This window comes from Barnesiella sp. An22 (genome assembly GCF_963931395.1).
Taxonomy (GTDB): domain Bacteria; phylum Bacteroidota; class Bacteroidia; order Bacteroidales; family Barnesiellaceae; genus Barnesiella; species Barnesiella merdigallinarum.
Window position 1 is genome coordinate 1995582 of sequence record NZ_OZ007014.1, and the last position, 13942, is coordinate 2009523.

Here is a 13942-nt window from a genome sequence, read left to right on the forward strand (position 1 = left end):
TCATCTTTTAATGGTTACATGACACCGGGCATGAAAAAGTAGAGCAGTTTCTGTATGGCCATCGGGATAGCCAGAAACAACACTGTGGTAGTCACCACATACAAGATGCTTTTTTGCTCGGGTATTTCCATATATTTTTGACTGTTCCAAATGACATACGCCAGCAGCAGCGGCAGAAAATCGACTATGGCCGGTACTTCGCAGAAGTAGCGCACCACCAGAATGCAGATGTCGAACAACATGTACAACCCCAGGTTGTACCCTACGAATCGTTTGATTCGCGACTCGGGCTGTACCACCTCCAACAGGTGCGTCGATAAAACTTTCATCACATACACCAGCGCATAGAATCCCCCGAAAAATTTTACAAATTCGATGATGGCCAGTTGCAGAGCCCGCGACAGCGAAATGTCGTGGAAGAAATATCCCAGAAAACAGACCACAGCCGTAACCCCCATCAGCGGGTAAAGAAACTGATTCAGAAATAGCTGTGTAGCACAAGGTGCCTTGTCTGTCTTTTGCCAGGTCTTTTCGGGAAAGATCAGGAGCAAAAAGAGATGTTTCAATTCATCCATAGAACTCGCTTTATTCAGATTCGTGTAACAAAGATAGCGAAAGGTGAGAGTAGAGGCAAAGGAAAACGCAGTTTTCAACTTTGACTCTGCCGAACCGACTCCTATCTTATTCAAAGATAGCGAAAGGTGAGCGGAGAATAAAATATCGAAACTTGTTTCGGTATTTTTTATTCCGAATCACCCCTATCTTCTACAAAGATAGTGAAAGATGAGCGTAGAGACAAACGAAAGGGGCGCTTTCTTATCCTGATGATACGGGACAGCCCCTCTATAACTTTCTGTAAATGGTCATATTTGTTCTATTTAACCCCCTGTCATGCACATTCTCTCTTTTTTATGGACGGATAGAAAAGTAAAATTTTTATCTTTGCATTTCAAAAAATTTCAGTTTAGTCTATTTATACATTAAAGAAGAAGATATGCCAACTATTTCCCATCGAGGTGAAATTATGCCGGCCTCACCCATACGTAAACTGGTCCCTCTGGCCAACAAGGCGAAAGAAAGAGGTATAAAAGTTTACCACCTGAACATTGGTCAACCCGACCTCCCTACCCCTCAAATCGGTCTGGATGCGCTCAAGCACATCGACCGCCGCACGCTGGAGTATAGCCCCAGCGAAGGGATAAAGAGCTTGCGGGAGAAACTGGTTCAATACTATGCCAAGTTCAACATACACGTAACCCCCGACGATATTATCATCACCACCGGCGGGTCCGAGGCGGTATTGTTCTCGTTCATGGCCTGCCTCGACCCGGGCGACGAAATCATCGTACCCGAACCGGCCTATGCCAACTATATGGCCTTTGCCATCTCGGCCGGAGCGGTTATCAAGACTCTGCCCTCCTCGATCGACGAAGGGTTTGCGCTGCCTTCGGTCGAAAAGTTCGAAGCCCTCATTACCCCGAAAACCAAGGCGATACTGATTTGTAACCCCAACAATCCCACGGGCTATCTCTATACGCAAAAAGAGATGAACCAGATACGCGACCTGGTGAAGAAATACGACTTGTTCCTCTTCTCCGACGAGGTCTATCGTGAGTTCTGTTACACCGGAGCTCCCTACATTTCGGCATTCCACCTCGAAGGTATCGAAGAGCAAGTGGTGCTTATCGACTCGGTATCGAAGCGGTACAGCGAGTGCGGTATCCGCATCGGTGCCTTGATTACCCGTCACAAGGAGTTGAAGAAGAATGTGATGAAGTTCTGTCAGGCACGACTTAGTCCACCGCTTATCGGCCAACTCATTGCCGAGGCGTCGATCGATGCCCCCGAGAGCTATATGCTTGCTACGTACAACGAGTATGTAGAGCGGCGCAAGTTCCTGATCGACGGTCTGAACCGCATCCCAGGCTGCTACTCTCCCATCCCCATGGGCGCCTTCTACACGGTGGCCAAGTTGCCGGTCGACGATGCCGACAAGTTCTGTGAGTGGTGCCTCTCCGAATTCGAGTATGAAGGCCAGACGGTATTCATGGCTCCGGCCTCGGGCTTCTACACTACCCCCGGGTTGGGAAAGAACGAGGTGCGTATGGCCTATGTACTGGAAAAAGAAGAGTTGGCCAAAGCCCTGATCGTATTGAAAAAGGCATTGGAGGCCTATCCCGGTCGTGTAGCCGTACATGAATAACTGGAAACTATATATTGCCAATCGCATTCATTTCGACAAAAGCTATCGGAAGAAGGCAACACCTCCGGCCATACGGGTAGCCGTGGCCGGGGTTGCATTGGGTTTGGCCGTTATGATACTCTCGGTAGCGATTGTCATTGGCTTCAAACAGGAGATTCGCGACAAGGTGGTAGGCTTCGGCTCTCACATACAGATAACCTCGTTCGACAGCAATACGACCTACGAAAAGCAGCCGGTACAATATACCGACAGCCTGCGTCAGGTTTTGATGGCTCACGAAGGGGTAGCCAAAGTCGAGCCCGTAGGTACGAAACTGGGAATGATCAAGACCGACAGCGACTTTATGGGTGTGGTTCTGAAAGGGGTGATGCCCGATTACGATTGGTCGTTTTTCAAGAAATATCTGGTTGAGGGTAATCTACCCCTCATAACCGATTCGGCAACCTCCAACGAGGTGATTGTCTCCAAGACTATCGCCGACAAAATGAACCTGCATGTGGGCGATAAAATCTATTGCTACTTCGTGCAAGACCAGGTACGGGCCCGCCGGTTCCTGGTGTCGGGCATCTATCAAACCGACTTCTCGGACTATGATAAACTGTTGATGATTGGCGATGTGCGCCAGGTGCAACGGCTCAACGGCTGGACCCCCGACCAGTATAGCGAAATCGAGTTACTGGTCAACGACTTCGACCAGGCCGACAATATCGCTTACGACCTATATACGCAGTTAATCGACCGCCCCGACGATTACGGCACCCACTACTACCCGCAATCTATCCGCACGCTGAACCCTATCTTTTTCGGGTGGCTCGACCTGCTGGACATGAACGTGTGGATTATTCTCATTCTCATGGCTGCCGTATCGGGCTTTACCATGATTTCAGGCCTGCTGATTATCATTCTGGAGCGGGCCAACATGATTGGTATTCTCAAGGCGCTGGGCGCAAACAATACCTCGATACGCGAGATATTCCTCTATGTTTCGACCTTCCTCGTGGGGAAAGGTATGATTTGGGGCAATGTCATCGGTCTGGCCTTGTGTTTCCTGCAACAGCAGTTCCACATTATCAAACTCAACCCCGAGGCCTACTACGTGCCTTATGTGCCCATCGAACTCAATTTCTGGTACATCCTCTGGCTGAACATCGGCTGTATGGCCATCTCGGTGCTGATGCTGATTGCCCCCTCGTATTTGGTTTCGCTTATTCGTCCGGCCAAGTCCATCAAGTTTGAGTAAACCCGGCTTCCCGGTCGGGTCAATCCTCCTCTTCTACCTGTCGGGGCAATGTCATATTCAAGAAAATATATCCCAGTATTCCTGCCGCCAACGAACCGGCTACAATACCCAGTTTGGCCCGCTCGAGCAGTGCAGCTCCTTCGGGCCCCATGTCGCCAAACGAGAGGTTGGCGATGAAGAGCGACACGGTGAATCCGATACCACCCAATACCGATACGGCTGCCAGTGACTTCCAGGTGGTGCGGGTGGGCATCGGCACGATTTTCAGCTTGATGACCAGCCACGACGAGAGGAAGATACCCAGGAATTTTCCCACCAACAGACCCACGAAAACAGCCAGACTGATACCCGAGAAGAGCGAGGAGAACTCGAGACCCGAGAGCACAATGCCGGCATTGGCAAAGGCAAAGAGCGGAATGATAAGATAGTTGATGACGGGGTGCAGCGTATCTTCCAAATCCTGCAGCGGGCTGATGACCTTATCCGAGGCCGACTCGATGCTCTTCAGGCAGTTGATTTGCTCTTTCGAGAGCATAATCGAGCGGTCGCTGTCTTCGAATTGTTCTTGCGGAAAATTGGCAATCTCCTGGCGTATCGTGCAGATAAAGTGCGAGGTTGCCAACACCGGCTTGGCTGGAATACAGAAGGCGACCAATACCCCCGCAATGGTGGGGTGAATGCCCGAATTGAGGAACAGGAACCACACGACACCGCCCAATGCAAAGTAGAAGAGTTTGCTGTTTACGCCGGCCCGTCCGCCTATCCATAGCACCAGGAATACCCCTACGGCATAGAGCAGATAGGTCACCTCGATGTGTGTCGAGTAGAAGAAGGCAATCACCAGAATGCCGCCTATGTCGTCGACAACCGCCAGCGTAGTGAGGAATATCTTCAGGGCAATGGGTACCCGCTTGCCCAGCATCGCCAGTACACCCAGCGAAAAGGCTATATCGGTAGCCATCGGTATGGCACTGCCCCGCAGAAAATCGCTTCCCCGCCCTACATACATGAAGAGCAATACCGGCACCACCATGCCGCCGATAGCTGCGACAATGGGCAGCAGGGCCTGCTTCAGAGAGGTCAACTCGCCCACCAGCACCTCGCGTTTGATTTCGAGGCCGATAGAGAAAAAGAAGATGGCCATGAGTGCATCGTTAATGAATGTCATGACCGCCATCGGTTCGCCACCGTGACTGAAGAGGTTGAACCCGCCCACCTGAAGGGATATGGGTTGTGCCCACCACGAAAAATAGAGATCGGCGAGCGGTGAATTGGCTATGATAAAAGCTAAAAGTGTAGCTACGATCAACACGTTACCGCCGCTGGCGTAGTTCTTGATCGATTTCTTTATGGCATACAAGCTGTCCATATGGGTTGTTTTTGTAGTTTAAACAAAAAAAGCTCGTTACAGTTTTTCTGCCTCGGAATCAAAAAAGGGATAACCCCGCTTAGTCGAGTTTCAGCACCGCCAGGAAAGCCTTTTGAGGCACCTCGACCGAACCGATTTGCTTCATCCGTTTCTTTCCTTTTTTCTGTTTCTCCAACAGTTTGCGCTTACGGCTTATATCGCCGCCGTAACATTTGGCCGTTACATCCTTGCGTACCGGCTTGATGGTCTCGCGGGCGATAATCTTGGCACCGATGGCGGCCTGGATGGCAATCTCGAACTGCTGACGCGGAATGAGCTCCTTCAACTTCTCGCACATGCGTCGGCCAAAGGTGACGGCATTGTCTACGTGGGTCAAGGTCGACAGGGCATCGACCGACTCTCCGTTGAGCAGAATATCGAGTTTCACCAGCTTCGACTCTCTGAAGTCGTGAATGTGGTAATCAAACGAGGCATACCCCTTCGATATACTTTTCAGCTTGTCGTAGAAGTCGATAACGATTTCGCCCAGCGGCATGTCGTAGATGATTTCTACCCGGTTGCCCGAGATGTACTCCTGCTTTACCAGTTCGCCCCGTTTGCCCAGGCAGAGGGTCATAATGGGGCCTATGTAGTCGGTAGCCGTGATGACCGAAGCCCGGATGTAGGGCTCCTCGATGTGGTCGATCAAGGTCGGGTCGGGCAACCCCGAGGGGTTGTGAACCTCGATCATTCCGCCCTTCTTGTCATAGACTTTGTACGATACGTTGGGCACGGTCGTAATCACGTCCATATTGAACTCGCGGTCGAGACGCTCCTGCACAATCTCCATGTGGAGCAGCCCCAGAAATCCGCAACGGAATCCGAAGCCCAGCGCAGCCGACGACTCGGGCTGGAACGTAAGCGAAGCATCGTTCAACTGCAGTTTCTCCAGTGACGAGCGCAGGTTCTCGAAGTCCTCGGTCTCGATGGGATAAACACCGGCAAAGACCATGGGCTTCACCTCTTCGAACCCGTCGATTGCTGCCGCACACGGGCGGTCTATGTGGGTAATGGTATCGCCCACCTTCACCTCACGCGAGGTCTTGATACCCGAAATGATATAGCCTACATCGCCGGCCAGCAATTCGTTGCGCGGCACCATGTCCAGTTTGAGCACCCCGATTTCGTCGGCCTCATACTCCTTGCCCGTAGCTACGAATTTCACCTTGTCGCCGGTCCGTATACGGCCGTTGCATATCTTGAAATAAGCAATAATTCCGCGGAACGAGTTGAATACCGAGTCGAAAATAAGACACTGCAGCGGGGCATCTACGTCGCCCTTGGGCGGCTCTATTCGCTCGATAATGGCGGCAAGAATCTCCTCGACACCCTGCCCCGTCTTACCACTGGCCCGGATAATCTCTTCGCGTTTGCAACCCAGCAACTCGACAATCTGGTCTTCCACCTCGTCGGGGCGGGCGCTCTCCAGGTCGATTTTATTGATTACCGGAATAATCTCCAAATCGTGCTCGATAGCCATATAGAGGTTCGAAATCGTTTGTGCCTGAATGCCTTGCGAAGCATCTACAATGAGTAGAGCTCCTTCGCAGGCGGCGATGGAGCGAGAAACCTCGTACGAGAAATCGACGTGCCCCGGAGTATCTATCAGGTTCAAAATGTATTTTTCACCTTGGTAGAGATACTCCATCTGTATGGCATGGCTCTTGATGGTGATGCCGCGTTCGCGCTCCAAATCCATATTGTCGAGTACCTGGTCTTGCAGGTCTTTCTCGGCAATGGTTTTGGTGTACTCCAACAAGCGGTCGGCCAAGGTACTTTTACCATGGTCTATATGGGCTATGATACAAAAGTTGCGTATATTCTTCATTGAGATCAGTCTGATAATTGCGACAAAGATACAAAAAGATGAGTGGAGAATAAAATATCGAAACATCGTTTCAGATATTTTTCATTCCGGTCGGTCTGTATTTTATTGCGACACAGCAGACAAAAAAGAGAGGGCAACTCTTTCGGGCCGCCCTCTCTCTGTAAACTAATGGCAATTTTTTATTTCTTGAAATAGCGGTTGTACAGACCTTCGAAGCCTTTGCCGTGACGAGCTTCGTCTTTGGCCATTTCGTGTACCGTGTCGTGGATTGCATCGTAACCCAATTCTTTGGCACGTTTGGCGATACGCATCTTGTCGGCGCAAGCACCGCTTTCAGCCTCCATACGGGCTTTTACGTTCTTCTCGGTGTTCCAAACTACTTCACCCAGCAATTCGGCAAATTTCGAAGCGTGTTCAGCCTCTTCGAAAGCGTAGCGTTTGAAAGCCTCGGCAATTTCGGGATAGCCTTCACGATCGGCCTGACGGCTCATAGCCAAGTACATACCTACTTCGGTGCATTCGCCAGCGAAGTGAGCTTTAAGACCTTCCATAACCTCGGCGTCTTCTACAACACCGTCGCCAATATGGTGTTCGGTTACGAAATCGAGTTTGTCCGACTCAACCAGTTCTTTGAACTTCGAACGGGGTTGGTGGCATTGGGGGCAAAATTCAGGAGCTTCTTCACCTTCGTATACGTAACCGCATACAGTACAAATAAACTTTTTCATGATTGGTTATTTTTAGTTGTTAATGCTGTGTTATTGATTAGTTGATGTTCTCTTTCTTTTTCTGGCACGACGGACATACGCCCTTGCAATACATCTGAATGTCGGTAACTTCGAACTCCTTGAGTGCATCCATCGCAAAAGGAGGCAAATCGAAATCGAATATTTCGCCGCATTCATTGCACCTGAAATGCAAGTGAGGTGTTTCACGGGCATCGAAACGGGCATTCTTTTCATCGATTGTAATCATTTGAATGACGCCTTGCTCGGTCAGCAAATTCAACGTGTTGTAAACGGTTGCCTTCGACAGTGTGGGAATAGACGGATACAAAGCATTGAATATTGTATCGGCCGTCGGATGTGTGTGATGAGTCATCAGATAATCCAACACGGCCATGCGCTGTACCGAGGGCTTTATGTTGTAACGACGTAGTTTGTTTTGAGCCGATTCTTTCATCTTTCTTTATTTGTAATGATTACAATTTTGTAATCGCAAAAATACTATATTTCTAAATACGAATACATAAATTATTGTTAATAATTATTTTATTCTATCAAATGTCCGGGCAATGGGCGGCAGTTGTATTGCGAAGCCATGATTTCGCCGTAGGCTCCGGCCGACCGAATAGCAATCAAATCGCCTCGCTCGGTTGCATTCAGCATGACATTCTTTCCGAAGCAATCTGACGATTCGCAGATAGGGCCTACTACATCGTAGGGCTGCATGGCCATATCGGAGGTAATGTTCTCGATATGATGATGGGCCTGATACAGAGCCGGACGAATAAGGTCGGTCATACCGGCATCGACGATGACAAATTGCTTTTTGAGCGATTTCTTCACATAGAGTACTCGCGTGATGAGCGAACCGCACTGGCATACGATAGCACGTCCCAGCTCGAAGTGCAACTGTTGGCCGCTGCGCAGGTCGAGTGTGTCGCGGAATACATTGAAGTAGGTTTCAAAATCGGGGATGGGGTTTTTATCCGGATTGTCGTAATCGACACCCAGGCCGCCTCCTACATTGATGTGCTTTACCTGGATATTCCGTTTCACCAGATCGTCTTGCAGGCGGTTGATGCGTTCGCAGAGTACCCGGAAAGCCTCCATGTTCAAGATTTGAGATCCGATATGAAAGTGGAAGCCGATAAGCTGTACATGCGTATAGCCTTGCAATTGGGCAAGTACGCCATCGAGCATCTCGATGGGAATACCGAATTTGTTTTCACTCAGGCCCGTCGTGATGTACTCGTGGGTATGTGCGTCGATATTGGGGTTCAGCCGCAAGGCAATCGAGGCTACCGTCTCTTTTTTGCGGGCCAGCTCTTCGATGACGGCCAACTCTTCGGCCGACTCTACATTGAAGCAGAATATTTTGTTATCGAGCGCGTACTCGATTTCCCAGTCGGCCTTTCCTACGCCGGCGAATACAATCTTTCGGGCCGGGAATCCAGCCTCCAGAGCGGCCTTTATCTCGCCGCCGCTTACGCAGTCGGCCCCTACTCCCGAAGCGGCAATCAGTCGCAATACCTCGGGATTGGCATTGGCTTTGATGGCATAGTGTACCTGAAAATTCCGTTCTTCGGCCAGGCGGGTAAGTGTAGAGAGTGTATTGTTCAACAGCGTCTTATCGTAATAATAAAACGGAGTTTTTTCTTGATTGAAATGAGTAATAGGAAACATGTGTCACAAAAAGTAAAGTGTCATGCAGAACACATTCTGCATGACACTGTGTTATAATTTATTTATTTGTTTTCAAAAAGGTACTGGCTGAGCGATCGTAGCGCTTTCACCTTGTCTTGCCGGCGAACCAGGAAAGATATATTGTAGTTGCTGCCTCCGTAAGAGATCATGCGCACGGGTATATCTTTCATGGCCTGGACGGCTGCCGATTCAAACCCTACATTGTTCCACTCCAAATCGCCTACAACACAGATAATCACCATGTCTTCGTCGACCGTAACCGTACCGAACTTACGCAAGTCGTCGAGAATCTCCTGCAAATGTTTCGTGTTGTCGATAGTCAGCGACACCCCTACCTCCGAGGTGGTAACCATATCGATCGAGGTCTGGTAGCTCTCGAATATCTCGAATACCTTGCGCAGGAAACCGTAGGCCAGCAGCATGCGGCCCGATTTTATCTTGATGGCCGTGATGTTCTCTTTGGCGGCGATAGCCTTGATCTGCCCGTTGGTATTTTCGTGAGTATCGCAAATCAGGGTACCGGGAGCATCGGGCTGCATCGTGTTGAGCAACCGTACCGGTATATTGTTCAACTTGGCCGGGAGCACACAGGTAGGATGCAGAATCTTGGCACCGAAGTAGGCCAGCTCGGCAGCCTCTTCGAATTGCAGGTGACGAACCGGTTTCGTATTCTCCACGAATCGGGGGTCATTGTTGTGCATGCCGTCTATGTCGGTCCAGATTTGTATCTCCTCGGCATTGATAGCAGCACCTATCAGCGAAGCCGAATAATCACTGCCACCGCGTTGCAGGTTGTCAATCTCGCCGTAGGCATTGCGGCAGATATAGCCTTGAGTGATATAGATTTCGGCATCGGAGTTCTCTTGCAACAATGCCGTAAGTTTGGTTTTGATAAACTGGTTGTCGGGTTCCGAATTCTTGTCGGTACGCATATAGTCGAGAGCCGGGATAAGAACCGACTTCACCCCTTGTTCCAACAGGTAGTTGTGCATCATGGCCGTCGACATCAATTCGCCCTGAGCCAAAATGACCTTCTCTTCAAACAGCGTGAAGAGGTCTTTGGTAAACGAGCGTATGTGGTCGAAGCAACCCTTCACCACATCGAGGGCCTTTTGCTTATATTCGTCGGTGCTGTACAGTTCATCGATGACTTTGATGTACTTTCGTTCAAGACTTCCAATCGTTTCCCGGGCTCCATCGGTATTCTTCTTATACAGATAGTCCGATATTTCCACCAAGGTGTTCGTTGTCCCGGCCATGGCCGACAACACTACGATTTTTTGATTCCCGTCACAAATTAATTTGGCAACATCTTTCATACATTGGGCGCTACCAACAGAAGTTCCACCAAATTTGAGTACTTTCATTTCTATTCTACTTGTTTTAAAATGTAAATTTATACTTATCGCTGGGCAAAAATAATTTTTTTTCGCCGGATTATCAACTATTCGGGCCAAATTAAACTTCGACAAGACTCTTGTCTTCGCATTTCAAGATGCGCCCGGGGAACTCCTCGACCAGATTCAGGTTGTGCGTTGTCATGATTACAGCCGTTCCCGTTTCGCAGATGCGGTGAAGCAGCGAGACAATCTGCTGCCCGGTCTGGGGGTCGAGGTTTCCAGTAGGCTCGTCGGCCAGGATAATCTTGGGCGAGTTCAACAGAGCCCGTGCGATGACGATACGCTGCTGTTCGCCGCCCGACAGCTCGTGCGGCATCTTGTACGACTTCTTGCGCATCCCCACCTGGTCGAGCACCTCGGCTACCCGGGTATCGATCTCCTCTTTATCCTTCCAGCCGGTAGCCTTCAGGACAAAAGCCAGATTCTCGTAGACCGAGCGGTCGGTAAGCAGTTGGAAATCCTGGAAGACTATACCCAGTTTCCGACGCAACAGGGGTATCTCCTTGTTGCGGATATGGCGCACGTCGAAGTCGAGCACCGAAGCCTCTCCTTCGCTGATGGGCAAATCGGCATACATGGTCTTTAACAGCGAACTCTTACCGCTGCCCACGCGCCCGATGAAATAGACAAACTCGCCGCTGTACAACTCGAAGTTTACATGATCGAGTATGGTCAACTCCTCCCGGCAAATCTGCACATCGGTATATTTGACAAGCAATTTCTTTTCCATAGTGTCTTATTTATGCCTCTTTTTTAATTCACGAGCTAAATCTTCTATACGATACCCCTTCGAGGTAAGCAGCACAATCAGGTGATACAGCAGGTCCGAAGCCTCGTAGATGAGCCGTTCGTCGCTCCCGTTGGTGGCCTCGATGACCGTCTCGACCGCTTCCTCGCCTACCTTTTGAGCCATGCGGTTGACTCCCGAATTGAAGAGCGAGGTGGTGTACGACCCCTCGGGCATCTCGGCCTTGCGCTGTTCGATGAAGTCTTGCAGATAGGTGATAAAGGCCATATCGTCGCGGTTGGTCTCGCCGAAACAGGTATCGGCCCCCGTATGGCACACCGGTCCACAAGGGTGGGCCTTGATCAGCAGTGTGTCGTTGTCGCAATCCTTCTGTATCGATTTCACCAGCAGGAAGTGGCCGCTCTCCTCGCCCTTGGTCCACAATCGGCCCTTGGTCCGGCTGAAAAAGGTTACCCGTCCCGTATCGATGGTTTTACGCACCGCCTCGGGATTCATAAAGCCGAGCATGAGCACCTTTTGTGTCACGTCGTCTTGAACGATGGCCGGCACCAGGCCGCCCATCTTGTCGAAATCCAGTTGCATCGTCTCTTCGTTCATATCGTCATAATCTTATGGGAATGCCCTCTCCCGATAAATATTGTTTCAGCTCCGGGATGGCAATCTCCCCGAAATGGAATACACCGGCTGCCAGTGCGGCATCGGCCTCGCCCTCTACAAAAGCCGCCTTGAAGTGAGCCATCGTCCCGGCTCCGCCCGAGGCAATTACCGGTACAGACAACTGCCGGTGCAACTCGCGCAAGGCGTCGCAGGCATAGCCGCCGTGTGTGCCGTCGTGAGCGATACTGGTAAACAGTATTTCGCCTGCCCCCCGGTCGGTCGCCTCGGCGGCCCACTCGAAAAGCGTGCGACGGGTCGGCACACGACCGCCGTTCAGGTAGCATATCCAATTTCCGTCCTCAAAGTTAGCATCTATTGCGATAACACATACTTGTGAACCGAAATTTTTTGCAACCTCTTCGATAATTTGGGGATTTTTCAAGGCTGCAGAGTTGAGCGACACCTTGTCGGCCCCCGCATTCAGCAGCCGGTCCACATCGGCCAGCGAGTGGATGCCGCCCCCCACCGTAAACGGTATGTCGATACGGGCAGCGATACGTTTCACCAGGTCGGTAAAGGTGGCACGCCCTTCGTACGAAGCCGTAATGTCGAGGTAGACCAACTCGTCGGCCCCCTGTCGGCTGTAATATTCGCCCAACTCGACCGGGTCGCCGGCCTCTCTGAAGTTCACGAAACGGGTTCCCTTCACAGTCATACCCTCTTTTACATCGAGGCAAGGTATAATTCGTTTTGCCAACATGATACGTCAGTTGTTATGTATGATGAATCGGGCTATTTCGTCGAGCGAAATGCGCCCTTCGTAAATGGCTTTTCCCAAAATGACGGCCGGGACGCCCAGCGACTGCAGTGCCTCGATGTCGGCCCACGAGCCCACGCCGCCGCTGGCAATCAGGTAAATGCCCGGCAACTCGGCCAGCATCTTGCGATACAGCTCTACGGAGCACCCCTGCAACATGCCGTCGCGGGCAATGTCGGTCGTGATTACCTGCTCGATGCCCACCTGCATGTAGTCGCGCACAAAGGGTATCAGCTCCACATCCGAGTCGTCGAGCCAGCCGCCGGTCGAGATTTTCTCGTCCCGTACGTCGGCACCCAGGATGATGCGCTCTTTGCCATACCGCTCGATCCACCCGACAAACCGGTCGCGGTCGCGCACGGCAATGCTGCCGCCCGTCACCAGCCGGGCACCACTCTCAAAGGCGATATGCAGGTCTTCATCACTTTTCACGCCGCCCCCGAAGTCGATTGTCAAGCTCGTGTGGCCGGCAATCTGCTCGAGTGTCTTGTAATTGACCACGTGGCTGGCCTTGGCCCCGTCCAGGTCGACCAGGTGCAGGCGGGTCACCCCGCTGTCTTCAAACGCCTTGGCCACCTCGAGCGGATTCTCGTTGTAGACCTGCTGCCGGGCATAATCGCCCTGCGACAATCGCACGCAGCGTCCTCCAATAATATCGATAGCCGGAATCAGTTGAATCATAGGGCCAGAAAGTTTTCAAGGATGCGTACCCCTACCGCCCCACTCTTCTCGACGTGGAACTGGGTGGCATAGAAATTGTTCTTGTTCATAGCCGCACAAAACGGGTTTATATAGTCACATGCTGCTATGCAATCGGCCGAAACCGGGACATAGTAGCTGTGCACGAAATAGACATGGCTACCCTCGTCGATGCCGTGAAAGAGAGGGCCACGCAGACCGCGCAAGGTATTCCACCCCATGTGGGGCACCTTTTGCTCGCTGGTCTGCGAAACAAAGCGTCGCACTTCGGTATCGAAGAGGCCGAGACAATCGACATCACCCTCCTCGGAGTGCGAGCAGAGCAGTTGCATGCCTATGCAGATGGCCAGCACCGGCTGGGTGAGACCCACAATCACCCGGTCGAGCCCATGCTCACGCAAATACGCCATGGCCGACGAAGCCTCTCCCACCCCGGGGAACAACACCTTATCGGCACGCGAGAGCACCTCGGGCGAATCGCTCACCACCGGCTCGATACCCAAGCGGCGCAAAGCGCACACAACCGAATAAATATTCCCTGCATTGTATTTTACAATAGCGACCTCCATAAAT

General features: G+C 51.2%; 14 protein-coding genes. 2 read left to right on the plus strand and 12 right to left on the minus strand.

The window, feature by feature from the left end; translation table 11 throughout:
- Window positions 1-14 precede the first annotated feature (14 nt).
- Window positions 15-575, minus strand: a complete 561-nt coding sequence (locus ABGT88_RS08185; protein ID WP_346701478.1) for a hypothetical protein — start codon at window positions 573-575, stop codon at window positions 15-17.
- 419 nt (window positions 576-994) lie between these two features.
- Between ABGT88_RS08185 and ABGT88_RS08190 the strand changes: the two genes are divergently transcribed.
- Together ABGT88_RS08190 and ABGT88_RS08195 are read left to right on the plus strand one after the other, a co-directional pair.
- Entirely contained in the window at window positions 995-2203 is a 1209-nt protein-coding gene (locus ABGT88_RS08190) for a pyridoxal phosphate-dependent aminotransferase (protein ID WP_087407442.1), read from the plus strand.
- The gene (locus ABGT88_RS08195; RefSeq protein WP_258327558.1) at window positions 2196-3443 is read left to right on the plus strand and encodes an ABC transporter permease; all 1248 of its coding nucleotides are present in this window, start codon (window positions 2196-2198) and stop codon (window positions 3441-3443) included. Before ABGT88_RS08190 ends, ABGT88_RS08195 begins: the two co-directional genes overlap by 8 nt.
- Window positions 3444-3462: 19 nt before the next feature.
- Here the strand turns inward: ABGT88_RS08195 and nhaA are convergent, their stop codons facing one another.
- From nhaA to hisH, 11 genes are all read right to left on the minus strand, one after another.
- The gene (nhaA, locus tag ABGT88_RS08200; RefSeq protein ID WP_346701481.1) at window positions 3463-4812 is read right to left on the minus strand and encodes a Na+/H+ antiporter NhaA; all 1350 of its coding nucleotides are present in this window, start codon (window positions 4810-4812) and stop codon (window positions 3463-3465) included.
- Window positions 4813-4891: 79 nt separating this feature from the next.
- Entirely contained in the window at window positions 4892-6679 is a 1788-nt protein-coding gene (lepA, locus tag ABGT88_RS08205) for a translation elongation factor 4 (protein ID WP_298664185.1), read from the minus strand.
- 179 nt (window positions 6680-6858) lie between these two features.
- Entirely contained in the window at window positions 6859-7407 is a 549-nt protein-coding gene (locus tag ABGT88_RS08210; protein ID WP_087407438.1) for an NADH peroxidase, read from the minus strand.
- 37 nt (window positions 7408-7444) lie between these two features.
- The gene (locus ABGT88_RS08215; RefSeq protein WP_087407437.1) at window positions 7445-7861 is read right to left on the minus strand and encodes a Fur family transcriptional regulator; all 417 of its coding nucleotides are present in this window, start codon (window positions 7859-7861) and stop codon (window positions 7445-7447) included.
- 89 nt (window positions 7862-7950) lie between these two features.
- Window positions 7951-9087 carry a diaminopimelate decarboxylase gene (lysA, locus tag ABGT88_RS08220; protein ID WP_087407436.1) on the minus strand — a complete coding sequence of 379 codons (1137 nt, stop codon included), beginning with the start codon at window positions 9085-9087 and terminating at the stop codon, window positions 7951-7953.
- 62 nt (window positions 9088-9149) lie between these two features.
- Window positions 9150-10475, minus strand: a complete 1326-nt coding sequence (locus ABGT88_RS08225) for an aspartate kinase (protein WP_087407435.1) — start codon at window positions 10473-10475, stop codon at window positions 9150-9152.
- Window positions 10476-10566: 91 nt separating this feature from the next.
- Window positions 10567-11238 (minus strand): cell division ATP-binding protein FtsE, encoded by a 672-nt coding sequence (locus ABGT88_RS08230; protein ID WP_087407434.1) that lies wholly within the window; start codon window positions 11236-11238, stop codon window positions 10567-10569.
- Between the two features lie 6 nt (window positions 11239-11244).
- The gene (gene hisIE / locus ABGT88_RS08235; protein ID WP_087407756.1) at window positions 11245-11838 is read right to left on the minus strand and encodes a bifunctional phosphoribosyl-AMP cyclohydrolase/phosphoribosyl-ATP diphosphatase HisIE; all 594 of its coding nucleotides are present in this window, start codon (window positions 11836-11838) and stop codon (window positions 11245-11247) included.
- 19 nt (window positions 11839-11857) lie between these two features.
- A complete protein-coding gene (gene hisF, locus ABGT88_RS08240) occupies window positions 11858-12613 on the minus strand; it encodes an imidazole glycerol phosphate synthase subunit HisF (protein WP_346701485.1) in 756 nt (251 codons plus the stop codon).
- Window positions 12614-12619: 6 nt separating this feature from the next.
- Window positions 12620-13351: a 1-(5-phosphoribosyl)-5-[(5-phosphoribosylamino)methylideneamino]imidazole-4-carboxamide isomerase gene (gene hisA, locus ABGT88_RS08245; RefSeq protein WP_346701487.1), complete on the minus strand. Its 732-nt coding sequence runs from the start codon at window positions 13349-13351 to the stop codon at window positions 12620-12622.
- A complete protein-coding gene (gene hisH / locus ABGT88_RS08250) occupies window positions 13348-13938 on the minus strand; it encodes an imidazole glycerol phosphate synthase subunit HisH (protein WP_346701489.1) in 591 nt (196 codons plus the stop codon). Before hisH ends, hisA begins: the two co-directional genes overlap by 4 nt.
- Between the last annotated feature and the right edge of the window lie 4 nt (window positions 13939-13942).

What these genes read in the sequence shown, in the direction of transcription:
- ABGT88_RS08185 (WP_346701478.1), bottom strand. Translation starts at nt 575, where the DNA reads ATGGATGAATTGAAACATCTCTTTTTGCTCCTGATCTTTCCCGAAAAG.
- ABGT88_RS08190 (WP_087407442.1), top strand. Translation starts at nt 995, where the DNA reads ATGCCAACTATTTCCCATCGAGGTGAAATTATGCCGGCCTCACCCATA.
- ABGT88_RS08195 (WP_258327558.1), top strand. Translation starts at nt 2,196, where the DNA reads ATGAATAACTGGAAACTATATATTGCCAATCGCATTCATTTCGACAAA.
- nhaA (WP_346701481.1), bottom strand. Translation starts at nt 4,812, where the DNA reads ATGGACAGCTTGTATGCCATAAAGAAATCGATCAAGAACTACGCCAGC.
- lepA (WP_298664185.1), bottom strand. Translation starts at nt 6,679, where the DNA reads ATGAAGAATATACGCAACTTTTGTATCATAGCCCATATAGACCATGGT.
- ABGT88_RS08210 (WP_087407438.1), bottom strand. Translation starts at nt 7,407, where the DNA reads ATGAAAAAGTTTATTTGTACTGTATGCGGTTACGTATACGAAGGTGAA.
- ABGT88_RS08215 (WP_087407437.1), bottom strand. Translation starts at nt 7,861, where the DNA reads ATGAAAGAATCGGCTCAAAACAAACTACGTCGTTACAACATAAAGCCC.
- lysA (WP_087407436.1), bottom strand. Translation starts at nt 9,087, where the DNA reads ATGTTTCCTATTACTCATTTCAATCAAGAAAAAACTCCGTTTTATTAT.
- ABGT88_RS08225 (WP_087407435.1), bottom strand. Translation starts at nt 10,475, where the DNA reads ATGAAAGTACTCAAATTTGGTGGAACTTCTGTTGGTAGCGCCCAATGT.
- ABGT88_RS08230 (WP_087407434.1), bottom strand. Translation starts at nt 11,238, where the DNA reads ATGGAAAAGAAATTGCTTGTCAAATATACCGATGTGCAGATTTGCCGG.
- hisIE (WP_087407756.1), bottom strand. Translation starts at nt 11,838, where the DNA reads ATGCAACTGGATTTCGACAAGATGGGCGGCCTGGTGCCGGCCATCGTT.
- hisF (WP_346701485.1), bottom strand. Translation starts at nt 12,613, where the DNA reads ATGTTGGCAAAACGAATTATACCTTGCCTCGATGTAAAAGAGGGTATG.
- hisA (WP_346701487.1), bottom strand. Translation starts at nt 13,351, where the DNA reads ATGATTCAACTGATTCCGGCTATCGATATTATTGGAGGACGCTGCGTG.
- hisH (WP_346701489.1), bottom strand. Translation starts at nt 13,938, where the DNA reads ATGGAGGTCGCTATTGTAAAATACAATGCAGGGAATATTTATTCGGTT.